Genomic DNA, 22,631 nt, shown 5'->3' on the forward strand with positions numbered 1-22,631 from the left:
GGGTTCCAGACAATGGTCTCAAAAACGTCACGCAAAAACCAATCGGGCACCAAGTTCGGACTCGCAGCCGCGTCTATCCCTGCCTCCGTCAGCGCGAGAAATGCCCAATTCGAACATTGCGCACCATACGGAAGATAGTAATCTGGCGGATTGTTCGTCGATTTCTCAACATATTCCATCAGCCTCAGACACCCCTCAGCATCGATTGGGATTTTTCCTGTCGTAGACGAATACTCGTGCGCAGTGTCATCAAATATCTTGCCCTCGCCGGTCAGTTGTCCAGAGACTGCTGGCGCAAAGCCATAACCACGCTCCAGACCATCGGGCCCGGTCACTACAATGAAGGTGTGAGGAATCCAATCTGCCCCACCAACATCCACACGCAGTTCGATGCTGGACATTACTTTCCTCCTTGAAAATCAACTTCCAGAATGACCTTGTTCTTTTCCCAGAATGATGTGGCCAACGAAGTCTTCTTGTCATTGGAATACGCCACAAGTTTGGCATTCATTTGACCGCCTTGCTGCGCGAACTCACGCCCAATGATGGCAATAGCCTCTGCATGTGCGGCCTTGTCCTGAACACCCCACAATTGAAAGCTCAGCCCGCTTTTCGCCGGACTGCAGAACAGTAGTTGTCGGGCGGTGCAGTCTTGCTCGCCAGAGCATTGGTTCTTCTGCACGAGCATTTCGCGCAACTCTTTACACAGCTTCAAGCGCGCATCCTCGAAGGCTCTATCTTCGCCCGCCATTGCTTGCCCTGCCGAAATGGCACAAACAATCACCATAACGGCAAATTGAATTGATTTCCTCATTATTCTCTCCTTGAGATTTCCATTCGAATTACTTTCGAATAGCTCCGCATACGCGCGTTGGGCCCTCAAAGCGCCGCCTCCAACTCATCAACCTGCGTGCCCGACAGGCTCATCGCTGCCCACAGGTTCCTCACCATCCCCGAGCTGTTCATCTGCGGCAACGCGAGTACGCCCTCGCCGATCACCAGCGGATGGCCTCCCTCATCCACCACCTCCGGTAGCACCAGCGAAGACAAGCCGTTGGGCCATAGCCCACGCCAGGCCATTTCCCAGCCACCGAACTCACCCATCGGCTTTTGAGCGCCCGCGATCAATCGGCCGGCGCCAACACGCGCCATGGCATCGCACCATGCGTTCATGTGTTTCCCCCTCCCTGTCGGTCGCGGTTGAAAGGCCTGTTGGCTTTCACCGGACGTGGTCGGTTTGTAACGTCCAGCATCTGATACGTCTATCGTCGTTTGCCGTGAGGCGCCGGGCACCACTGCACATCCCATGGCTTCGCGGATCAGTTCGCCAAGTCAGCGGCCGACAATACGCGCGCCGTTAGGCGACTACAGGCCGCCGTATGCGGCCTGGTCCATGTGGTAAGTCGCGAGGTGGCCCATCGGGCCGCGCGGCCTGATCAGCCGCGCATGGGCTGCGGCGCCGCCGCCGGCACCGCGTCGTACACCAGCCGCTGCGGGTTGGCGTAGCACAGGAAGTGCTTGTTGGTGGCCCGGCCCACCGCGCACAGGCCCACGCGGCGCGCCACCTGCAGGCCCATCTGCGTGATGCCGCTGCGCGAGATCACCGCCGCCACGCCCATCTGGGCGCTCTTGATGACCATCTCGCTGGTCAGGCGGCCGGTGGTGTAGAAGACCTTGTCGAGCGTGTCGCCGCCTGCGCGCGGCGCGTCGTCCTGAAGGGCCAGCCAGCCGGCGATGGTGTCCACCGCGTTGTGGCGGCCCACGTCTTCCACGAACAGCGCCAGCTCGGTGCCGCGGAACAGTGCGCAGGCGTGCACGGAGCCGGCCGATTTGTAGGTGCTCTCCTTCACCCGGATCGCGTCCACGATGGCGTAGACCTGCGACTGGCGCAGCACCCCCTCGGGCAGCCGGATGCGGTCCAGGTCGTCCATGAGCCCGCCGAACACGCTGCCCTGGCCGCAGCCGGTGGTCACCACCCGCCGGGCCGTGCGCTCCTCGATGCGGGCGATGCCGTGGCGGGTTTTCACGCTCGCGGCGTTCACCTCCCAGTCGACGGTGATGGACTGTATGTCGTCCACCGAGCCGATGAGCCGCTGGTTGAGCAGGTAGCCCAGCGTGAGCCACTCGGGCCGCGCGCCCAGGGTCATGAGCGTGACCAGCTCGCGCTTGTCGACGTAGACCGTCAGGTCGCGTTCGGCGGGGATGTGGATGGCGCGGGGCTGGCCGAACTCGTCCAGCGCGTCGATGGACTCGGTCAGCGGGGCACGGGCCTCGGTCAGTTGGGGCAGGCGCATGGGGCGAGACTACTAAAGAAAAAGGCCGGCACCCGGGGGTGCGGCCTTTGGCGCTGCCCCGCGCGGGGGCATGGGGGCCGGCGGCGGCGCGCGGCGCTTACGGCTTCTTGGGCGTGGGCGCGCCGGCCGGCGCCTGGTTGCTGGGCGGGCTGGTCGCCGGTGCCGCGGGCGAATGCGCGCCCGCCGCTTCGGCCGGCTTGGGCGGCACGTAGGAGAAGGGACCCGGGTCCGTGCAGGCCGGCGCGCCCGCCGAGGGCTGCTTGCCCGCGCCTGCGGTGGTCTTGAAGTAGTTGGCCGCCGCCTTGTCCATGGCCTTGCACAGCTTGTAGGCGTCGAGCTTGGTGTTGTACGCGGCCTTGGCCTTGGCCTCGTCGGCCTTGGCGGCGGCCTCGGGCGTGGGCGGCGGCGGTGCCGGCAGCTTGGCCTGGGCCAGGGTGGCCGCGGCCAGCAGGCCCACGGCGATGGCGATTTTCTGGATGCTCATGCGGTCTGTCTCCTGAAACGCTCAGGCCTTCGCCGGCTGGCCGGACGCGCCCTCGGGCTTGTTCGCCGTGCGCTGGGCGGGGATCTTGCCGGCCTTGATGTCGTCGTACCACAGCGCGTGGTGTTCCTTGGCCCAGGTCTCGTCCACGTAGCCGGTCTTCATGGCCTTGTAGGCGCCCTTCATGCCGATGGTGCCCAGGTAGATGTGGCCCAGGAACAGCGCCATCATCAGCGCCGCGGCCGTGGCGTGGATCATGTGGGCCACCTGCATGTTGGCGCGCGTGAACTCCACCGCCGGCAGCAGCTTGTCCAGGAACAGGCCGGACCCCACCACGACGAGGCCGAAGAAGAACACACCAGCCCAGAACACCACTTTCTCGCCCGCGTTGAAGCGGTGCGAGGGCACTTCCTTGCCGCTGAGCAGGCCACCGCCCTTGAGCAGCCAGACCAGGTCACCCTTGGCGGGCAGGTTGTCCTTGATGAAGGTGAAGATCACCACCACCAGCGACACCGCGAACAGCGGGCCGACGAAGTTGTGCAGGTTCTTCAGCGCGTAGGTGAGCCAGCCGAACAGCGTGCTGCCGATGACGGGCAGCAGGAAGAACTTGCCGAAGGCCATGACGATGCCGGAGACGGCCAGCGCGACGAAGGCGATGGCGTTGACCCAGTGCGCCGCGCGCTCGAAGTAGGTGAAGCGCTCGATCTTGCGACCGGTCTCCTGCCCGTGCAGCTTGATCGAACCCTTGGCGAAATAGAACAGCGCAATCGCCACCAGCACGATCAGCAGCAGCGAGCCGCCATAGGGAATGATCCAGTTGTTGCGCACCTGGCGCCAGGCCTCGCCGGCGGTGGTCAGCTTGGAGCCTGGGTACTGCACGAAGCCCTGGATCAGGTTGCCGTACTCGGGGTACGGCAGCATGGTCTGGCCGGTCACGCCCTTGCTCACGTCGTGCCACATGGGCGCGTTGTTGCCGGGCTGCACCTTGCGCCGCTCGGCGTTGCTCTGGCCGGCGTAGTTCGGGTCGGTGTCGGCGTCGGGGCGGATATCGAAGATGTTCTGGCTCTTGATGCCACCCTGCCCCGCGGGCGCCGCCTGCTGGCTCGCCGGCGCGGGATCGTCCGGCACCGGCTTGGGCGCCTGTGCCCAGGCCGAGACCGCGCCCAGACCCAGCAGCAGCGCCGCGAGTCCGGCCCGCCAGCGTGGGGTTGCTTGCTTGTGCATGGCCGTCGCCTTTACTTCTGCTGCGCGCCGATGCGCACGTAGTCGTTCTGGCCGTACTGGGCGCGCGCCTTGAGCTGCTGCTCCCAGTTGCCCTTGTCGCCGGCCTTCCAGCCCGGTTGCGAGTACTGGCTTTGTCCAACGCCGCTGTAGGCCGCGTTGTCCTGCTTTACACCGTTGGCGTTCATCTCCTGCGGCTTCTCGCCGCAGGCCGCCAGGCCCAGCAGGGCCACCATCGCCAGAGAGCTGAGGGTCAGGCGTTTCATCACGATTTTTTCCCTTCGGCGGTGCCGTAAGCCGTGCCCCAGCCCCACACCTCCGCGCCCTTGCCGCGCGTGATCACGCGGGTGCGGAAGATGTCGGCCACGGTGTCGCCGTCGCCGGCCAGCAGGGCTTTGGTGGAGCACATCTCGGCGCAGGCCGGCAGCTTGCCTTCGGCCAGGCGGTTGCGGCCGTACTTCTCGAACTCGGCCTGACTGCCGTTGGCCTCGGGGCCGCCGGCGCAGAAAGTGCACTTGTCCATCTTGCCGCGCACGCCGAAGGTGCCCTGCGAGGGGAACTGCGGCGCGCCGAAGGGGCAGGCGTAGGAGCAGTAGCCGCAGCCGATGCAAACGTCCTTGTCGTGCAGCACCACCCCCTCGTCGGTGCGGTAGAAGCAGTTCACCGGGCAGACCGCCATGCAGGGCGCGTCGCTGCAGTGCATGCAGGCCACCGAGATCGACTTCTCGCCGGGCACGCCGTCGTTGAGGGTGATGACGCGGCGGCGGTTCACGCCCCAGGGCACCTCGTGCTCGTTCTTGCAGGCGGTGACGCAGCCGTTGCACTCGATGCAGCGCTCGGCGTCACAGATGAATTTCATTCGTGCCATGGTGTTCTCCTCAAGCCTTCTCGACGTTGCAGATCGTGGTCTTGGTTTCCTGCATCATCGTCACGATGTCGTAGCCGTAGGTGGTGGCGGTGTTGACCGCCTCGCCGCGCACCACGGGGAAAGCGCCATCGGGGTAGTAGGGTTTCATGTCGGTGCCCTGCCAGTGGCCCGAGAAGTGGAAGGGCAGCCACACCGTGTCCGGGCCCACGCGCTCGGTCACCAGCGCCATCACCTTGATGCGCGCGCCGGTGGGCGTGCTCACCCAGACCTGCTCGCCCTGGCGGATGCCGCGCTCGGTCGCCGCCTTCGGATTGATCTCGACGAACATGTTCTGCTGCAGCTCGGCCAGCCAGGGGTTGGAGCGCGTCTCCTCGCCGCCGCCCTCGTACTCCACCAGACGGCCCGAGGACATGATGAGCGGGAATTTCTCCGGCAGCTTGTCCTCGACGTTCTTCGCCTGCAGCGACTTGTAGAGGATGGGCAGGCGCCAGCGGTTCTTCTGGTCGTCGTGGCTGGGGTACTTGGCGATGAGGTCCGGGCGCGTGCCGTAGATGGGCTCGCGGTGCTGCGGGATCGCGTCCGGGAAGTTCCACACCACCGCGCGCGCCTTGGCGTTGCCGAAGGGGTGGCAGCCATGCTTCATGCACACGCGCTGGATGCCGCCCGAGGGATCGGTTTTCCAGTTCTTGCCTTCGGCCTTCTGCTTTTCCTCGGCGCTCAGGTCGTCCCACCAGCCCAGCTTCTTGAGCAGCACGTGGTCGAACTCTGGGTAGCCGGTGGTGATCTCGGCGCCCAGCGAATGCGAGCCGTCCTCGGCCAGCAGGTTCACGCCATCGCGCTCCACGCCGAAGTTGGCGCGGAAGTTGCCGCCGCCGTCCATGACGTGCTTGGAGGTGTCGTACAGGTTGGGCGAGCCGGGGTGCTTGATCTCCGGGTTGCCGAAGCAGGGCCAGGGCAGGCCGAAGTAGTCGCCCGACAGGTCATAGCCGGTCTCCTTGTCGACCACCTTGCCCTTGGCCTTGAGCGTCTTCACGTCGAAGGCGTCCATGTGGCGCATGTGGGCCTTCAGCCGCTCCGGGCTCTGGCCGGTGTAGCCGATGGTCCAGACCGAGCGGTTGATTTCGCGCAGGATGTCCTCGGGCATCGGCTCTTCGCGGCCCTTGATCTTCTGCATCTTGTAGTTCTTGGAGAGCTGCTCCGCGAAGCCCAGCTTCTGCGCCAGCTCATGCATGATCATGTGGTCGCTGCGGCTCTCCCACAGCGGGTCGATCACCTTCTCGCGCCACTGGAGGGAACGGTTGGACGCGGTGCACGAGCCGCTGGTCTCGAACTGCGTGGCCGCGGGCAACAGGTAGACCTCGCGCTCGGGGTTGATCTTGTCGCTCGGCATCGCCGCCATCGACGCGGTGGCCGAGGGGTACGGGTCGATCACCACCAGCAGGTCCAGCGCGTCCATGGCCTTCTTCATCTCCAGGCCGCGCGTCTGCGAGTTCGGTGCGTGGCCCCAGAAGAACATGCCGCGGATGTTCGGACCCTGGTCGATCAGCTCATTTTTCTCCAGCACACCATCGATCCAGCGCGAGACGGTGATGCCGGGCTTCTCCATCATGCCCTCGGCATACTGCGACTTGATCCAGTCGTAGTCCACGCCCCAGGCGTTGGCGAAGTGCTTCCACGAGCCCGCCGCCACGCCGTAGTAGCCCGGCAGCGAATCGGGGTTGGGGCCCACGTCGGTGGCGCCCTGCACGTTGTCGTGGCCACGGAAGATGTTCGCGCCACCACCGCTCACGCCGATGTTGCCCAGGGCCAGTTGCACGATGCACGAGGCGCGCACCATGGCGTTGCCAATGGAGTGCTGCGTCTGGCCCATGCACCACACCAGCGTCGACGGGCGGTTCTTGGCCATCATCTCGGCCACGCGCGCCATCTGTTCTTCCTTGACGCCGCAGGCCTCTTCCACCTTGTCGGGCGTCCACTTGGCCATCACGTCGGCCTTCACCGCTTCCATGCCATAGACACGGTCGTTGATGTAGCGCTTGTCTTCCCAGCCGTTCTTGAAGATGTGGTACAGCAGACCGAAGAGGAAGGGGATGTCGGTGCCCGAGCGGATGCGCACGTACTCGTCGGCCTTGGCCGCGGTGCGTGTGAAGCGCGGGTCGACCACGATCATCTTGCAGCCGTTCTCCTTGGCATGCAGCATGTGCAGCATCGAGACCGGGTGCGCCTCGGCCGCGTTGGAGCCGATGTACAACGCGCACTTGCTGTTCTGCATGTCGTTGTACGAGTTGGTCATCGCGCCATAGCCCCAGGTGTTCGCGACGCCCGCCACCGTGGTGGAGTGGCAGATGCGCGCCTGGTGGTCGCAGTTGTTCGTGCCCCAGAAGCTCACGAACTTGCGCATCAGGTAGGCCTGCTCGTTGCTGTGCTTGGACGAGCCGACGAAGTACACCGCGTCCGGACCGCTGGCCTCGCGCAGGGCCTTCATCTTCTTGACGATGCCGTCGTAGGCCTCGTCCCAGGTGATGCGCTGGTACTTGCCGTTGACCAGCTTCATCGGGTAGCGCAAGCGGTATTCGCCGTGGCCGTGCTCGCGCAGCGAGGCGCCTTTGGCGCAGTGCGCGCCCAGGTTGATCGGCGAGTCGAACACCGGCTCCTGCCGCACCCAGACGCCGTTCTCCACGATGGCGTCGCTGGCGCAGCCCACCGAGCAGTGCGTGCACACCGTGCGGCGCACCTCGATCTTGCCGGTGCCGTCGATCGAGCCGCCCGAGGCGGCCTGGGCCTTCTTCACCAGGGTGAGCTGCGAAGCGGCCAGGCCCACGCCCACCCCGAGACCGGAGCGGCGCAGGAAGGCGCGGCGGTCCATGGTGGGCAGCGCGGACGACAGGCCGCGCTGCAAGGCGTTCACGAAGGTGGCGTGCGCCGGCGTGCCACGGCCGGCGGCGGAGGGGGATTTCTTGGTCAGCAGCATGGTGTGTCTCCTGGGGCGCCGCGGGATGCCGTGGGGCAGTGGGCGGCGGACGGGACGTTCGTGGGGAGGCTCTGTTTCTCGCGCGCCGGATCAGAGGCGCGTGGTGCGGTAGTAGTGCTTGACGTGCTCGCTGAGCGTGTAGCCCCCGCCGCGCTCGGGCGCGGGCTTGGGCTCGATGGCGGCGCTCTCGGGGGCTTGGACAACGGGCATCACGCTGGCCACGGCGGCCACGGCACCGGCGGTGCCGGCACCCGCGAACAGGGTGCGCCGGCTCAGGCGCGAACGGCCCTCGGCCGGGCCGGAGCGGGAAGACTCATTCATGCATGTCTCCAGGTGTGCAGGGCCCACACACCAGACGTGTGGACTCCTTGCATAAGGCGAATCTACTTCGCCCCCTGGGGGTATGCAAGCTTGTGCATGAGCGCTCTGGCCAAGGCGCGAAACCCTCGCGCGGGCGCCGAGGTGGGCCAGCGGCGGTGGCGCCTCGACTAGCGATAAGCATGCCAGCCACCATCGATGAGAACCACTCGCAATGTCGGCCCGCACAGGCCCATTCATCCCTCCAAAGCGCGGGCAAACCCGCAGAACTTAGGACCACTCGGGGTTTTGCCTGCGCCATGTTGTCCAGCGAGTGCGACAACTTGTCGCGCCCCACGCACCGGTCCGCGCAGGGTCGGGGGCGCCTATGCCCGAGTGATTCGATCAGGCTCCGGGGCCTCGGGCGTGTGGGTCATCGAGGTCCCGCGCCCGGTCGGCGCACCGGTGCGTCCATGCCTGCTTCATAGAATCGAACGGTGGAGACGATCACCCCCCCGACAAGCCCCGAGCGCGCCCTGGATGGTTGGCCCAACTGGTCCATCCTGGTCGTCGACGACGAACAGGGCATGCTCAACTTCCTGGTCAAGACGCTCGCCCCGCGCTGCCATTTCGTCATGAGCGCCACCAGCGCCGAAGAAGGCGCCGAGTGGCTGCGCGGCCACCACGTGGACCTCGTGGTGCTCGACATCTCCCTGCCCGGCAAGAGCGGCGTCGAATGGCTCAAGGAGCTGCGCGAACAGGGCTACACCGGCGAGGTCATCCTCATCACCGCCTTCGCCGACCTCGACACCGCCATCGAAGCCCTGCGCGCCGGCGCCTCCGACTTCATCCTCAAGCCCTTCCGCGTTCCGCAGATCCTCAACGCCATCAAACAGTGCCACGAGCGCTCGCGCCTGCGGCGCGAGAACTTCGTGCTGCGCCGCGCCATGGGCCCCGCCACCGTGCACCGCGCGGCGCTGGTGGGCGACTCGCCGTCCCTGGCGGCCCTGCGCGACTCCCTCGACCGCGTGGCCAGCGTGGACAGCACCGTGTTGCTGCAGGGCGAATCGGGCACCGGCAAGGAACTGGTCGCACGCGAGCTGCACGCGCGGGGCGCGCGCGCCGCCGGCCCCTTCGTGCCCGTGAACTGCGCGGCCGTCTCGCCCGAGCTCATCGCCAGCGAGCTCTTCGGCCACGCCAAGGGCGCCTTTCCCGGCGCCACGCGCGCGCGCGACGGCCTCTTCCACTACGCCCAGGGCGGCACCCTGTTCCTGGACGAGATCGCCGAGCTGCCGCTGTCCATCCAGGCCACGCTGCTGCGCGCCATCGAGGACCTGCGGGTGCGCCCCGTGGGCAGCGAGCAGCTGGTGCCGCTCAACCTGCGCATCGTCGCCGCCACCAACCGCCAGCTCAGCGCCGAGGTCGCGGCCGGCCGCTTCCGCAAGGACCTGTACTTTCGCCTGCAGGTGGTGGAGCTCGCGCTGCCGCCGCTGCGCGAGCACAAGGCCGACATCCCCGCGCTGGTGGCGCACTTCATGGGCCAGCTGGCGCCCACGCTGGGCGCCGAGCCGCTGCGCATCAGCGAGGCCGAGATGGCCTTCCTGCAGCAGTACGACTGGCCCGGCAACGTGCGCGAGTTGCGCAACCTGATCGAGCGCTCGCTCATCCTCGGCACGCTCAACGTGTCGGCGCTGTACCCCGGCGCACCCGAGGCGCCGGCGGCCGAGCGCCCCACCGACCTGCACACGCTGGAGAAGATGCACATCCTCTCCGTGCTCGACTCGGTGCAGGGCGACAAGACCCGCGCCGCGCAGTTGCTGGGCGTGTCGCGCCGCACCCTGGAGCGGCGCGTGGCCGAATGGGCGAGCTAGAGACATCCCCCCCCGCCGCGCTTCGCGCGCCGCGCTGGCTCGCGGGCTCGGTGCGCAACAAGCTGCTGGCCATGGCGCTGCTGCCGCTGCTGGTGGCCTTTCCGCTGCTGGTGCTGGCGCTGGCCGTGTGGAGCGACCAGGCCTACGACCGCCTGCTCATCACCAAGGTGCGCAGCGACCTGGCGGTGGCGCGGGGCTACTTCGACCAGGTGCTGATCGAGATCGGCTCGGGCACCCAGGGCGTGGCCGATTCGCGCGCGCTGGCCGACGGACTGGCCCCGGGCACGCCCGACGCACGGGCCGCGCTCGCCGCGCACCTGGCGGCCGAACGCGAGCGGCTGGGGCTCGACTTCCTCGTGCTGTACGGCAACGACGGCCTGCCGTTGGCGCGCGGCGCGCCGCCCGGCCTGAGCCTGCAGGACCAGCGCGCCGGCCTGCTGCCGCAGCCGCCCGCGCTGGGGGGGTCCATCCAGGCCCGGCGCGACCGCGCCAAGGCCAGCCTGCTGGTGCTCGACCGCACCGCGCTGCACGCCCTGGCGCCGCACCTGATGTCGCGGCTGGACATCCCCCTGGTGCCCACGCGCAATGCCACGCCCACGCAGCGCAGCGCCGAAGACCGCGCCATGGTCGCGCAGGCCACGCTGCCCGTGGTCGACGCGCAGGGCCGGCGCCTGGGCTTGCTGAGCGGCGGCCTGCTGCTCAACCAGAACCTGGATTTCATCGACCACATCAACCGCATCGTCTACCCGGCCGGCTCCCTGCCCTTCGACAGCCAGGGCACGGCCACGCTGTTCCTCGACGACGTGCGCATCACCACCAACGTGCGCCTGTTCCAGGACCGGCGGGCCATCGGCACGCGCGTATCGCAGGCGGTGCGCGGCGCCGTGCTCGGCGAGGGCCACACCTGGCTGGACCTGGCCTTCGTGGTGAACGACTGGTACGTCTCGGCCTACGAGCCCCTGGCCGACGCCAGCGGCGCGCGCGTGGGCATGCTCTACGTGGGCTTCACCGAGGCGCCCTTTCGCCTGGTGCGCTACGCCATGCTGGCGCTCATCGGCCTCATCTTCGGCGGCGTGATGGCGGCCTCGGCCTGGTTCTCGCTGCGCTGGGCGCGCAGCATCTTCCAGCCGGTGCAGCAGATGAACCTGACCATGCAGCGCGTGGAACAGGGCCAGGGCGGCGCGCGCGTGGGCCCGCTGCCCGCGCGCGACGAGCTCGGCGCGCTCGCGGGCCACCTCGACCAGCTGCTCGACACCATCGACGAGAAAACCCAGGCCCTGCAGCGCTGGGCCGACGAGCTCGACCGCAAGGTGGCCGAGCGCACGCGCGAACTGCAGGCCAGCAACGCATCGTTGAGGCTCGCGCAGGAGCAGCTCGTCAAGAGCGAGAAGCTGGCCGCCATCGGCCAGCTCACCGCCAGCATCGCGCACGAGATCAACAACCCCATCGCGGTGATGCAAGGCAACCTGGACCTCATCCGCGACACCCTGGGCCGCGCCACCGACCCGGTTCAGGGCGAGCTGCGCCTGCTCGATCAGCAGGTCGAGCGCATGCGCATCATCGTCACGCAGCTGCTGCAGTACGCGCGACCCACCGAATACGCCGGCTACGTCGACACGCTGCCACTGGACCGCACGGTGGACGACTGCCTGGTGCTGGTGGGCCACCTGCTGTCGCAGACCGACATCGCGGTGGAGCGCGAGCGCGGCGCCACGCATGGCGTGGGCATCAACCGGCAGGAACTGCAGCAGGTCATCATCAACCTGCTGATCAACGCCATCCAGGCCATGCCCCGGGGCGGCCGCCTGCGCCTGGTCACGCGCGACGTGGAGGGCGGCGCCGAGCTGCAGGTGATCGACGGCGGCGCCGGCCTGAGCGAGGCCACGCGCGAGCGCCTGTTCCGCCCCTTCTTCACCACCAAGAACGACGGCAACGGCCTGGGCCTGTGGATCAGCCAGGGCCTTGTGGAGCGCTACGGCGGGCGCATCACCGCGGCCAACCGCGGCGACGGCATGAGCGGCGCGGTGTTCACCGTGCGCCTGTTCACCGAACCGCGCGCGCCCGCGGCCACGCCGACGAACGACGGCCGGCCCCTGCCGGGCTGAGGCCGGGCGGCGGCCCGCCAGCCGCGGCCAGTGGCGCTGTGAATACTGCGTCGGGGGTATGGATGGGCCCACAAGGCATCCGCTTCAATGGCCATGCCTGCCATCCACCGCCAAGCGTTCATGCAAGTTCGCCTGTTCACTGCCGCCCGCGCCGCCGCGTTCGCGCTCGCCGCCCTGCTGTCGGCCTGCGGCGGCAACGGCGGGGGCGCGCCGTCCTCCGCCACGGTCGCCTTCCCCCCCGCGGCCGCCCTCACGGCACCGGTCCTGGCCCTCACGCCCACCGCCATCAAGGCCTTTCACTTCAGCTGGGCCGGCGTGGCCGGGGCCAGCGAGTACCGGCTGCTCGAAGACGCCGACGGCACCTCGGGCTACACCCTGATCGCCACGCTACCGGCCGGCAGCACGCAGATCGACCACGCCGTGTTCCTGCCCGAGCGCATCAACGCGCGCTACCTCCTGCAGGCCTGCCAGGCGTCGGCGTGCGTGGACTCGGCCGCCGTCACCGCCAGCGGGCCACTGGTCGAGGCCATCGGCTACGTGAAGGCCTCCGATCCGGCCAGCGACGCCCAGTTCGGCCAGGGCATGGCGCTGTCGCCGAATGGCCAGACCCTGGCCGTGGGAGCGCCAGGCGGCAACTCCCTCAACAGCGCCAGCGGCGCCGTCTACCTGTTCGCGCGCGACGGCACCACCTGGCGACAACAGGCCCGGCTGGAGGCCCCCATCCCTCAGTCGAACGACGGCTTCGGCTACAGCCTTGCCCTGTCCAGCGCGGGCGACACCCTGGCCGTGGGCGCGCCGCACGACAGCCAGACGGCCAACTATGGCGGCGCGGTCTACGTCTACACGGGCCAGGGCGCGGCCTGGGCCCTGCAGACACGCCTCACAGGCTTGAACACCAGCAGCGGCGATGCCTTCGGTGGCAGCGTCGCGCTGTCCGCACAGGGCGACGTGCTGGCAGTGGGCGCGGATCAGGAAGCGGGCAGCGGCACCGGTGCCAATCCCCCCGACGACAACAACAGCCCGCAAAGCGGCGCGGCCTATGTCTTCGCGCGCCAGGGCAACGCCTGGAGCCAGCAGGCCTACCTCAAGGCCTCCACCAACCACATCGGCGATCAGTTCGGCCGGCGGATCGCCCTGTCGGCCGACGGCCATACCCTGGCCGTCGGCATGCCCTCCCCGGCCGGTGGGGGTGGCGGCACCAGCGGGTCGGTGCATGTCTACGCCCACGACGGGCTTGTCTGGGGCCTACAGGCCTTCCTGTCGGCGCCCAACCCCTTGCTCCTGTCGGGTTTCGGCGAAGCCCTGGCCTTGTCGGCCGACGGCCAGGTCCTGGCGGTCGGCAGTCCCTACGACAGCAGCGCCGCAACGGGCATCGACGGCGACCCAGGCAACACGGGCGCCACCTTCAGCGGCGCGGCGTACGTTTTCACCCGGAACAACGCCAGCTGGGGCCAGCGCGCCTACATCAAGGCCTCCAACACCGGCGCGAACGACCGCTTCGGCACCACCCTGGCCCTGTCCAGCGATGGCCAGACGCTGGCCGTGGGCGCCATCAGCGAGAGCAGTGACGCACGGGGCATCGGCGGCGACCAGGGCAACGACAACGCGCCCGACACCGGCGCGGCCTACCTGTTCACGCACAGCGCCACGGGCTGGCGGCAACAGGCGTACATCAAGCCCTCGAACACGGCGGAATACAGCGTGTACCAGTTCGGCGCCGCGCTGGCCCTGTCGGGCGACGGCCAGGCCCTGGCGGTGGCCTGCCCCTATGCGAACAACGCCACGGCCGGTGTGGGCGGCGACCAGACCGATGCCTCGGGTGTGAACGTCGGCGCCGTCTACCTGTATTGAGTCGAAGCGCGCCCGCGCCCGTTCAGGGCTGCGCGCCCTCGTGGCCCTCGATGATGATCAGGTCGATCACCGACACCGGCGCGCGCAGCGCGATGGCGGCCTGGTAGCCCGGCGAGCGATAACAGGCCATGGCCTGTTCGTACGAGGGAAACTCGATCACCACGTTGCGCGAGCGGCTGGCGCCCTCCACGCACTCGAAGCGCCCGCCGCGCACCAGGAACTTCGCGCCATACTCGCGAAACGGCGCCGCGTTGGCCTCCACGTACAGCTTGTAGCGCTCCAGGTCGTCCACGTCGACGCGACCGATCCAATAGCCCTTGCCTGCCATGCCTGCTCCTGTGTGCGTGATCCCGGTCAGGCCAGCATGTCGAAGCCCTGCGCCTCGACCCCGATGAAGGCCTGCGTGAAGCCCGCGAGCGCGGCGTAGAAGCCGGCGCGGGGCTGGGCCGCGATGGTCTCACACAGCTGCGGCACCCAGGTCTGCACGTGCTTCGTGAAAAACTCGCGCTGGCGCGTGAGGTTGGCCACCTCGACGTCGTCGCCGGCGATCAGGTAGCGCATGACCTCGAACACGTAGGCCACGTGGTCCTCGGTCTCGGGCATGCTTTCTTCGCGCGCCAGGCCCAGCGCGGCCAGGTCGCCGCGCAGCTGGGCCAGCGGCTTTTCGTTCAGGAAGCCGCTGAGGTAGTGCGAACCGAACAGGTGGACCTCGGGCTTGCCCACGCCGCCGAACAGGGCGTCGAACTCGTCGGCGATGGCCGCATCGTCGCGCTCGCGCGCGGCCGCCACGACCTGGCGCCAGGGCTCTTCGAGAAAGGCGCCCGCCGCCGGCGCCTCGGTGGCGGCCACGCGCAGCTGGCTCAGCAGCTCGGCGCCGGGCGGCGCGTAGTACAGCGCGGCCAGCAGGCCATAGACCTCGGCGCGTGCGGTTTCTTCGTCGAGCGTGGAGGAGACGGGGATGCGTTCCATCATGGCGGCGTGTCTCAGTGGTCGGTGATGCGCGATTCGTTCGGGTTGCTGTAGATGTCCACCACGCGGCAGTCGCCGCACATCTTCAGGCGCTCCAGCGCCTCGCCCTGGAACATGGCGTGGCCGGCCAGCTTGCCCAGCATCAGCTCCACGCCCTTGAGCGTGCCGAAGGGCTTGCCGCAACGCACGCAGGCGTAGGGCTGGGCCTCGTTGAGCACGCGCGGCTGGCGGCGCTGCTCGGTGAGCAGCAGGCGCGGCTGCAGGCTGATGGCGTCCTCGGGGCAGGTGGTGGCGCAGAGGCCGCACTGCACGCAGTTCTTCTCGACGAAGCGCAGCTGCGGTCGCTCGGCGTTGTCGAGCAGGGCGTTGGCCGGGCAGGCGCTCACGCAGCTCAGGCACAGGGTGCAGGCGTCCTTGTTCACGTTCACCGCGCCGAACAGCGAGGCCGTAGGCAAGGCCACGGCCTCCGCCGCGCGCGGGTGCGCGGCGCTGTCTTGCAGCAGGTGGTCGAGCGCGAGCTCCATGGTGGCGCGCTTCTCGCGCTGCACCGCGTAGCTCGCGCGGCGCTTCACGCCCTGCGCGGGCGGCGAGCCCAGTTGCACATCCAGCGTGGCCGCGTCGCGCGCCTCGATCAGGCGAAAGTGCGTGCCCGCGTAACCCAGGCCGCTCACGATGGCCTGGGCCACCGCCATCTGCTCGCGCAAGGCCTCGCGGTACTGCGGCGCCTCTTCCTCCGTCATCAGCACCCAGACCTGCGAGGCGCCGTAGGCGAAAGCGCTGAGCCACAGGTCCAGGCCGGCCGAGGCGGTGTGCCACAAGGGCAACGGGATCACGCGCGCGGGCACGCCCTTGACGGCCTTGGGCCGCAGCACGGCCTCGCGGCCCAGGGCCTCGATGAGTTCGGTGCCCGCGGTCTGGCTGTGCAGCAGCAGCGCCGCGTCCCGGCCGCCGGCCTTGGCGTAGGTGGCCAGCACGGTGCGCAACCGGGTGCCCTGCTCGCTGGCGCGCGGGTAGGCGTAGCCCAGCGCGCCCGTGGGGCAGACGGTGGTGCAGGCGCCGCAGCCCACGCACAGATTGGGGTTGACGGCGATCTGCTGGCGCTCGACCTCACTGCGAATGGCCAGGGCCGAGCAGACCGCTATGCAGGCGTCGCAGCCCACGGTCTCGTTGCGGCCGTGGGCGCAGAGCTTGTGGTTGTAGGTGAAGAACTTGGGCTTCTCGAACTCGCCCACCATCTCGCGCAGGCGGACCAGGGTCTCAAGGCCCTTGTCGTGGCGCAGGCCGCCGGGCAGGTGGAAGTAGCCCTGCGGGGGCGCGTGCTGAACGAACGCGGGCGCCTCGCGCAGGTCGAGCACGAGGTCGAAGCGCTCGCGGTGCGGGACGGCGTCGCGCTGGAAGTTGATGGCGCCCACGGCCTCGCAGGCCTTCACGCAGGCGCGGTGGTTCTGGCAACGGTCGAGGTCGATCTGGTAGTCCAGGCCGATCGCGCCTTCGGGACAGGCGGCCACGCAGGCGTTGCAGCGCGTGCACAGGTCCAGGTCGATGGGGTTGGTGCTGGACCACTCGACCTCGAAGGCGCCGAGCCAGCCCCGCATGGCGCCCAGTTGCCCGCCCAGCACCGGCCAGGCGCGCGCCTGCTGGCCCCGCCCGCCCTGGGCGAACACGGTGACCTGGAGCGCATCGGCCAGCTGCGCGGCGATCCGCTCGGCGGCGTCGAGCGGACCGACGATGAGCAGGCGGCCCTCGCTCTGGTAGCTCACCGTGGGCACGGGCTCGGGATCGGGCAGGCGCGCGGCCGCCAGCAGCGCGGCCATCTTGGGCGTGGCGGCCTGGGCCTCGCGGCCCCAGCCACCGGTCTCGCGCAGGTTCACGAAACGGATGGGGCGCACGTCCAGCGGCACCGCGCCCTCGGTCTGCTGCGAGAGCTCGGTGAACAGGCGGCTTTCCTGCGTGCAGGCCACCACCAGTTCGTCGCCGCTGCGGCTGGCGCGCTGGAACGCGGCCGCGTCGCGCCGGCACAGCGTGGTGTGCGTCGTCAGGTCTTCATCCAGCGCCGCGCCCAGGGCCTTCGGGTCCAGGGGCATGGTCTGGTTGCAGTTGCAGATCAGCGTGGTCATCGTGGGTGGGGGGCGTGTCGGCGGGAGGGCCGCCGGGGATGGCGGCGGTGGGTCCGCCGCTCGGTGTGGGTTCGCTGGCCGGCGCCGTCGCCCGGTCTTCTTCCGGGTCGTCCACCAGCTTGAGGAAGCGCGCGCCGACCATCTGGGCCATGTCGGCCTTGGACAGCGGGCTGGGCAGGCTGTAGTCGTCGATGTAGACGTCCAGGCCGTCCATCACGTTGAAGTGCGGGTCGGCGAAGAGCTTCTTCACGGCGGCGTTGCGCACCTCGCTGGAGACGTCCGGCGCGACGAAGCGGCTGAAGTCGGCCTCGGGTGTGAGCCGGGCGACGTCGTCCAGCGTGGGCGACGGGGTGGTTTCGCGCGGCGCGTCGGCGGGCGGCAGGGTCGAAGCGGCCGACAGGGCCGATGCGCCCGGGGCCGCGGGCACCGGCTCCACGCGCGCGGCCTGAGGCGCGGCCGTCGGCTCGGGCGGCAGCGCCTGGCCCTCGCGCACCGCCTGCTTGCGTCGCGACCAGCGCGAGAGGAAGCCGCCGCCCTCGTCCGCCACCTCAATGGCCTCCGTTGCCGCCGCGCGGCTTGTCCGTGCTCACGCGCACCGGCTGGCCGAAGCGGTCCGTCAGCGGCCGAAAGCTCTGGGGGCGCTGGCGCCGCTTCGGCTCGGGCACGTAGGTCGCGTCGACGAAAGCGCGCAGCCAGTCCACCACCTCGGGCGGCGCGGCCACCTGGTCCACACGCTCCTGCGCGTCCAGCCAGCGGCCGGCGTCGTGGTAACTCAGGGTCACGATCAGGGGCACGGCCATGGGCTCGCCCCCAACCAGCGCCTCACCCTCGGCGCGCCACATGACCCAGAAACAGGGACGGGGGCTGCTGAGGTTGAGGAAGTAGCCCTCCGCGTCGTCGCGGAACAGCTCGACGCGAAAGCGCGGGTGCAGCCAGTGCTGGCGGCCATCGGCCACCGAGCCCGCATCGATGGGCTCGACCGCCTGCGGCGGGTGCGCCTCGTCCGGCGCCAGCCGGGCGGCCTCGTCGGGTCCGGCGCTCAGCACCACGTCAGCCAGCACCCAGCGCCAGGGCTGCCAGCGCGCCATGGGCCCCTGAACGGGCTCGCGGCGCATCACGACATCGACCTCGATCACGGGGCGTTGCCGGGCCGGCACGGGAGACGTATGGGCAGCATGCATAGGGAACGACGACTGTACGCCATCCGTCGGCCTCCCCCCAGGAGATGTCCGGGGCCTCGACGGGGTTTGCCCGTGCCACGGCGAAGGCCCATCTTTCTCTGATGGGTGCGGGAGCTACTGCCTAGGCCGTATGGATGCCGCGTGGGATCGCCGATCCAATCGCGGGCTTCCCTGCCCGACGCTTCCGACATGACACCCGACACCCGCCGCGCAATCCGCGCTTCCCTGCTTCTGTTGGCCAGTGCCCTCGCGGCCTGTGGTGGCGGCTCCAGCGCCGTGACCTCGTCCGCCACCGTCCGGTTCCCCAGCGACGCCACCCTGGGCTTCGCGCTCGCGCCCACCGCCATCAAGACCTTCCACTTCAGTTGGAACGACGCGGCCGCCGAAACCGGCTACCGCCTGCTCGAGGACCCCGACGGCGCCTCGGGCTACACGCCCATCGCCGATCTGCCGGCCCACACCACGCAATACGACCACGAGGTCTTTCTGCCCGAGCGCGTGAACGCGCGCTACCGGCTGCAGGTCTGCCACGACCAGGACTGCGTCGACACCGCGGCGCTGCGGGTGAGCGACACACTGGTGCCGGCCATCGGCTACGTCAAAGCCGCCGCCCCCGCCGACAACGACCACTTCGGCCAGAGCGTGGCCGTGTCGGCCGACGGGCAGTTCCTGGCCGTCGGCGCACCGGGCAGCGCGTCGGGCCGGGGCAGCGGCGGCGCGGTCTACGTCTTCGCGCGCACAGGCGCCCAATGGGCGCAGGCGTCCCGACTGACGCCCCCCGCGCCGGAACCGGGCGACCTGTTCGGCCACAGCCTGGCCTTGTCGTCCGACGGCGGGACACTGGCGGTGGGGGCGCCGAATGGCAGCAGCGGCGTCGGCCACAGCGGCACCGCCTTTGTCTTCACGCGCGGGAGCGGTGCCGCTGCCTGGGGCCTTCCGGTCCGGGTCGCGGCCCCGAACGCCGATGCGGGCGACCGGTTCGGCTGGCGCGTGGCGCTGTCGGACGACGGCGCCACCCTGGCCGTGGGCGCGCCCGACGAATCGGGTGATGCCCGCACCGTCAATGGGGCCGACAACAACAGCCGGCGCCGAAGTGGCGCGGCCTACGTCTTCGCCCTCGCCGCCGGCGCCTGGACGCAGCAGGCCTACGTCAAGGCCTCCAACGCCGACGCCGACGACGGCTTCGGCGCGGCGTTGGCGCTGTCGGCCGACGGCCAGACGCTGGCCATCGGCGCCATCAACGAATCCAGCGCCGCCACGGGCGTGGGCGGCGACCCCGACGACAACACCGCCCAGAGCAGCGGCGCGGTGTACGTCTTCGGCCGGGCCCGGGACAGCTGGAGTCAGCTGGCCTACGTGAAAGCCTCCAACACCTTGGGCAACGCCGCCTTCGGCGGTGCCATCGCGCTGTCGGCCAATGGCCAGGTCATGGCCGTGGGCAGCCCCTACGAGGCCAGCGGCGCGAGGGGCATCGATGGCGATCCCCACAACAACGCCGCCACGGGCAGCGGGGCCGTGTACCTGTTTGACCGCCCGGGCGGCCAGTGGCGCCAGTCAGCCTACGTCAAGGCATCGAACGCCGACGCCGACGACAACTTCGGCACCAGCGTGGCGATGTCCGGTGATGGCGACACGCTGGCGGTGGGCGCCCCCGGTGAGGGCAGCGCCGCACGGGGCCTGCAGGCCGACCAGGGCGACAACAGCGCCCCCTGGAGCGGCGCGGCCTATCTCTTGCGGCGCACCGCGTCGGGTTGGCGGCAGCAGACCTACATCAAGCCGTCGAACACGCTGCGCGGCGACGGCTTCGGTTCCACCCTCGCCCTGTCGGGCCAGGGCGGCGTGGGGACCCCCAGCGTGGCCTTGGCCGCGGGCAGCCCTTCGGCGGTCAACGCCAGCCCCGGCATCGGGGGTGACCAGGCCGACCGGTCCGGCAGCGACGTCGGCGCGGTCTACCTCTACTGAGCCCCGCCGGGCGTCAGTAGGTTTCGAGGTGCAGCCGGCCTTCGCGCTGCAGCGCGGCGCCCACGCTCTCCCAGTCCATCCCGGCGCCCGTGGCGATGTCGCGCAGCGCCAGCACCACGCCCTCTTCCATGCTCTTCAGGCCGCAGACGTAGAGGTGGGTGTTCGGGTCCTTCAGCAGCGCGGCGAGGTCGGCCGCGCGCTCGCGCATGGCGTCCTGCACGTACTTCTTGGGCTGGCCCGGCGTGCGGCTGAAGGCGAAGTTGGTGTCGATGAAGTCCTTGGGCAGGCTCTGCAGCGGGCCGAAGTACGGCAGTTCCTGCTGCGTGCGCGCGCCGAAGAACAGCATGAGCTTGCCGCCCTCGAACTTGCCCGAGGCGCGCAGGCGGCGGCGCCACTCGGTCATCGCGCGCATGGGCGCCGAGCCGGTGCCGGTGCAGATCATCACGATGTGGCTCTTCGGGTGGTTGGGCATGAGGAAGCTCGAACCGAAGGGCCCGATCACCTCGACCTTGTCGCCCACCTTGAGGTCGCACATGAAGTTGCTGGCCACGCCGCGCACCGGCTGGCCGTCGTAATCCTCCAGCACGCGCTTGATGGTGAGCGAGAGGTTGTTGTGCCCCGGCCGCTCGCCGTTGCGCGGGCTGGCGATGCTGTACTGGCGCGCGTGGTGGGGGCGGCCTTTGGCGTCGGTGCCCGGCGGCACCACGCCGATGCTCTGGCCTTCCAGCACGGGGAAGGGCATGGCGCCGAAGTCCAGCACGATGTGGTGGGTGTCGTACTCGGTGCCGACGTCGGTGACGCGCAGGTTGCCGACCACGGTGGCCGTGATGGTCTTCTGCGCGGCCTTGGGGCCGTAGAGGTTGGTGAAGGCGTGCGCGGCCGACCAGGGCGGCAACGTGGCGCCATAGCGGCTGGCGACGAACTTGTCCTCCAGCGTGGCGGCGGTGGGCGCGGGCGCCGGGGCGGGCGCGTCGGCCACGGGCGCCTCGGCGCCGGCGGCCGCCAGCTGCTCGGGCGGCAGCTCGGCGGGCAGCGACTCCCAGCCGAACTGCTCCTCGATGGAGTAGGCGCGCGCCTTGGGCATGGTGCGCCAGTTGTCGATCGAGCCCGTGGGACACGGCGGCACGCAGGCCATGCACAGGTTGCACTTGCTCGCGTCGACCACGTAGTTGTTCGAGTCGTGCGTGATCGCACCCACGGGGCAGGTCGCCTCGCAGGTGTTGCAGCGGATGCAGATCTCGGGGTCGATCAGGTGCTGCTGGATGACAGCGAGTTCAACAGGGGCGTTCATAAACCTACTCCAGAAAAAGGCGAGGCCCGTGGGAGTGCCCGGGCCTAAACCAGGGATGCCGCGGAGCCGGCTTTGCCGGGCCGCTGGCATCGCCCCCCTTTCTAAGGGGGGAGCGGCGAAGCCGCGCAGGGGGATTTACCCGAACCTGACGTACTCGAAATCGACGGGCTGGCGGTTGATGCCCATCACCGGCGGCGCGATCCAGTTGGCGAACTTGCCCGGCTCGACCACGCGGCCCATCAGCGAGGCCACGAAGGCGAAGTCTTCCGGCGTGGGCAGCCATTCGGCTTTCTTCGCTTCCCATTCGGCTGCGTTGACGACCCGGCCCTCGGGCGACAGGCGGATGCCCGCGAGCGCGCCGATCTGGCGGTTGAAGGCCTTGTGCGGCACGGTCAGTCGCGTGGGGATGCCGGCCTTCTCCAGCACCTTGTTCCAGCGGTTCACGCCCGCCACGGAATCGGTGATGAAGTCGTCGCGCAGCACCTCGTTGAGCGCGTTGAGCATGGGCACTTCCTTCTCGACGAGCTGGCCGTTCTGCACCTCGAGCACCTTGTAGGTCTGGCCCTTGAGCACGTGGTCGTCGGTGCGCTTGCCCTCTTCGTAGCGGCCCTTGAGGCCCGAGCTGTAGAAGATGGCGGCGTTGCTCGACTGGTCGGCACCGAACAGGTCGATGGTGACCGAGTAGTGGAAGTTCAGGTAGCGCTGCACCGTGCCGAGGTCGATGGCGCCAGCGGCGCGCACCTTGGCCGGGTCGTCGGTCTTGAGCTCGTTCATCACCTGCGCGGTGCGCTGCAGCACGCGCGACACGCCGCTCTCGCCCACGAACATGTGGTGGGCTTCCTCGGTCAGCATGAACTTGGTCGTGCGGGCCAGCGGGTCGAAGGCGGACTCGGCCAGCGCCGACAGCTGGAACTTGCCGTCGCGGTCGGTGAAGTAGGTGAACATGAAGAAGGCCAGCCAGTCGGGGGTCTTCTCGTTGAACGCGCCCAGGATGCGCGGGTTGTCCTGGTCGCCGGACTGGCGCTGCAGCAGGGCCTCGGCCTCCTCGCGGCCGTCGCGGCCGAAGTGCTTGTGCAGCAGGTAGACCATGGCCCAGAGGTGGCGGCCCTCTTCCACGTTGATCTGGAACAGGTTGCGCAGGTCGTACATGCT

General features: G+C 69.2%; 21 protein-coding genes. 4 read left to right on the forward strand and 17 right to left on the reverse strand.

The features are described from left to right. The 10 genes from BGO22_RS02435 to BGO22_RS02480 form a co-directional block, all read right to left on the reverse strand. Positions 1-401 (reverse strand): hypothetical protein (locus BGO22_RS02435; protein ID WP_286848684.1); only part of this gene is annotated, 401 nt, incomplete at its 3' end. Continuing rightward, positions 401-814 carry a hypothetical protein gene (locus BGO22_RS02440; RefSeq protein ID WP_139146908.1) on the reverse strand — a complete coding sequence of 138 codons (414 nt, stop codon included), beginning with the start codon at positions 812-814 and terminating at the stop codon, positions 401-403. The genes BGO22_RS02435 and BGO22_RS02440, both read right to left, overlap by 1 nt. 65 nt (positions 815-879) lie before the next feature. After that, on the reverse strand, positions 880-1,173 hold the full coding sequence (locus BGO22_RS02445; RefSeq protein ID WP_139146907.1) for a hypothetical protein: 294 nt from the start codon (positions 1,171-1,173) through the stop codon (positions 880-882). Positions 1,174-1,436: 263 nt separating this feature from the next. Continuing rightward, on the reverse strand, positions 1,437-2,294 hold the full coding sequence (locus BGO22_RS02450) for a formate dehydrogenase accessory sulfurtransferase FdhD (RefSeq protein WP_070397298.1): 858 nt from the start codon (positions 2,292-2,294) through the stop codon (positions 1,437-1,439). 97 nt (positions 2,295-2,391) lie between these two features. Beyond that, a complete protein-coding gene (locus BGO22_RS02455; protein ID WP_070397297.1) occupies positions 2,392-2,778 on the reverse strand; it encodes a hypothetical protein in 387 nt (128 codons plus the stop codon). A gap of 21 nt (positions 2,779-2,799) precedes the next feature. Continuing rightward, positions 2,800-3,999 carry a formate dehydrogenase subunit gamma gene (locus BGO22_RS02460; protein ID WP_070397296.1) on the reverse strand — a complete coding sequence of 400 codons (1,200 nt, stop codon included), beginning with the start codon at positions 3,997-3,999 and terminating at the stop codon, positions 2,800-2,802. A gap of 11 nt (positions 4,000-4,010) precedes the next feature. Further along, a complete protein-coding gene (locus BGO22_RS02465; RefSeq protein ID WP_070397295.1) occupies positions 4,011-4,262 on the reverse strand; it encodes a hypothetical protein in 252 nt (83 codons plus the stop codon). Beyond that, positions 4,262-4,864 (reverse strand): formate dehydrogenase FDH3 subunit beta, encoded by a 603-nt coding sequence (gene fdh3B / locus BGO22_RS02470; protein ID WP_070397294.1) that lies wholly within the window; start codon positions 4,862-4,864, stop codon positions 4,262-4,264. Before fdh3B ends, BGO22_RS02465 begins: the two co-directional genes overlap by 1 nt. 10 nt (positions 4,865-4,874) lie before the next feature. Further along, positions 4,875-7,835: a formate dehydrogenase subunit alpha gene (locus BGO22_RS02475; protein WP_070397293.1), complete on the reverse strand. Its 2,961-nt coding sequence runs from the start codon at positions 7,833-7,835 to the stop codon at positions 4,875-4,877. Positions 7,836-7,925: 90 nt separating this feature from the next. After that, positions 7,926-8,156, reverse strand: coding sequence for a formate dehydrogenase (locus tag BGO22_RS02480; RefSeq protein WP_070397292.1), 231 nt, complete (start codon positions 8,154-8,156; stop codon positions 7,926-7,928). A 473-nt stretch (positions 8,157-8,629) separates the two neighbouring features. Between BGO22_RS02480 and BGO22_RS02485 the strand changes: the two genes are divergently transcribed. From BGO22_RS02485 to BGO22_RS02495, 3 genes are all read left to right on the forward strand, one after another. After that, positions 8,630-10,003, forward strand: coding sequence for a sigma-54-dependent transcriptional regulator (locus BGO22_RS02485; protein WP_139146906.1), 1,374 nt, complete (start codon positions 8,630-8,632; stop codon positions 10,001-10,003). Then, positions 9,991-12,108 carry a sensor histidine kinase gene (locus BGO22_RS02490; protein WP_286848696.1) on the forward strand — a complete coding sequence of 706 codons (2,118 nt, stop codon included), beginning with the start codon at positions 9,991-9,993 and terminating at the stop codon, positions 12,106-12,108. Before BGO22_RS02485 ends, BGO22_RS02490 begins: the two co-directional genes overlap by 13 nt. Before the next feature lie 120 nt (positions 12,109-12,228). Next, positions 12,229-13,959 carry an FG-GAP repeat protein gene (locus tag BGO22_RS02495; protein WP_083292862.1) on the forward strand — a complete coding sequence of 577 codons (1,731 nt, stop codon included), beginning with the start codon at positions 12,229-12,231 and terminating at the stop codon, positions 13,957-13,959. Positions 13,960-13,981: 22 nt separating this feature from the next. On the opposite strand, the gene BGO22_RS02500 is transcribed toward BGO22_RS02495, so the two are convergent. Genes BGO22_RS02500 through BGO22_RS02520 form a run of 5 tightly spaced genes read right to left on the reverse strand, consistent with a single transcriptional unit; the run spans position 13,982 to position 18,226 of the window. Then, complete coding sequence (locus tag BGO22_RS02500; RefSeq protein ID WP_070397289.1) at positions 13,982-14,287, reverse strand: DUF1330 domain-containing protein; 306 nt, start codon at positions 14,285-14,287, stop codon at positions 13,982-13,984. 26 nt (positions 14,288-14,313) lie between these two features. Beyond that, positions 14,314-14,931, reverse strand: coding sequence for a TorD/DmsD family molecular chaperone (locus BGO22_RS02505; protein WP_070397288.1), 618 nt, complete (start codon positions 14,929-14,931; stop codon positions 14,314-14,316). An 11-nt stretch (positions 14,932-14,942) separates the two neighbouring features. Then, complete coding sequence (locus BGO22_RS02510; RefSeq protein ID WP_286848713.1) at positions 14,943-17,012, reverse strand: 4Fe-4S binding protein; 2,070 nt, start codon at positions 17,010-17,012, stop codon at positions 14,943-14,945. Further along, positions 16,972-17,592, reverse strand: a complete 621-nt coding sequence (locus tag BGO22_RS02515) for a DUF3306 domain-containing protein (RefSeq protein ID WP_070397286.1) — start codon at positions 17,590-17,592, stop codon at positions 16,972-16,974. The genes BGO22_RS02510 and BGO22_RS02515 overlap by 41 nt, the downstream gene beginning before the upstream one ends. A gap of 1 nt (position 17,593) precedes the next feature. Then, on the reverse strand, positions 17,594-18,226 hold the full coding sequence (locus BGO22_RS02520; protein ID WP_070397285.1) for a DUF3305 domain-containing protein: 633 nt from the start codon (positions 18,224-18,226) through the stop codon (positions 17,594-17,596). Positions 18,227-18,460: 234 nt separating this feature from the next. On the opposite strand from BGO22_RS02520, the gene BGO22_RS02525 reads away from it, so the two are divergent. Continuing rightward, a complete protein-coding gene (locus BGO22_RS02525) occupies positions 18,461-20,188 on the forward strand; it encodes an FG-GAP repeat protein (protein ID WP_286848705.1) in 1,728 nt (575 codons plus the stop codon). 13 nt (positions 20,189-20,201) lie between these two features. Here the strand turns inward: BGO22_RS02525 and boxA are convergent, their stop codons facing one another. Both boxA and boxB read right to left on the reverse strand, forming a co-directional pair. Then, the gene (gene boxA, locus BGO22_RS02530; protein ID WP_070397283.1) at positions 20,202-21,479 is read right to left on the reverse strand and encodes a benzoyl-CoA 2,3-epoxidase subunit BoxA; all 1,278 of its coding nucleotides are present in this window, start codon (positions 21,477-21,479) and stop codon (positions 20,202-20,204) included. 135 nt (positions 21,480-21,614) lie between these two features. Then, a partial coding sequence (gene boxB, locus BGO22_RS02535; protein WP_286848710.1) for a benzoyl-CoA 2,3-epoxidase subunit BoxB occupies positions 21,615-22,631 on the reverse strand: 1,017 nt, incomplete at its 5' end.

The organism is Hydrogenophaga sp. 70-12 (assembly GCF_001897365.1).
Taxonomy (GTDB): Bacteria; Pseudomonadota; Gammaproteobacteria; order Burkholderiales; family Burkholderiaceae_C; genus Hydrogenophaga; species Hydrogenophaga borbori.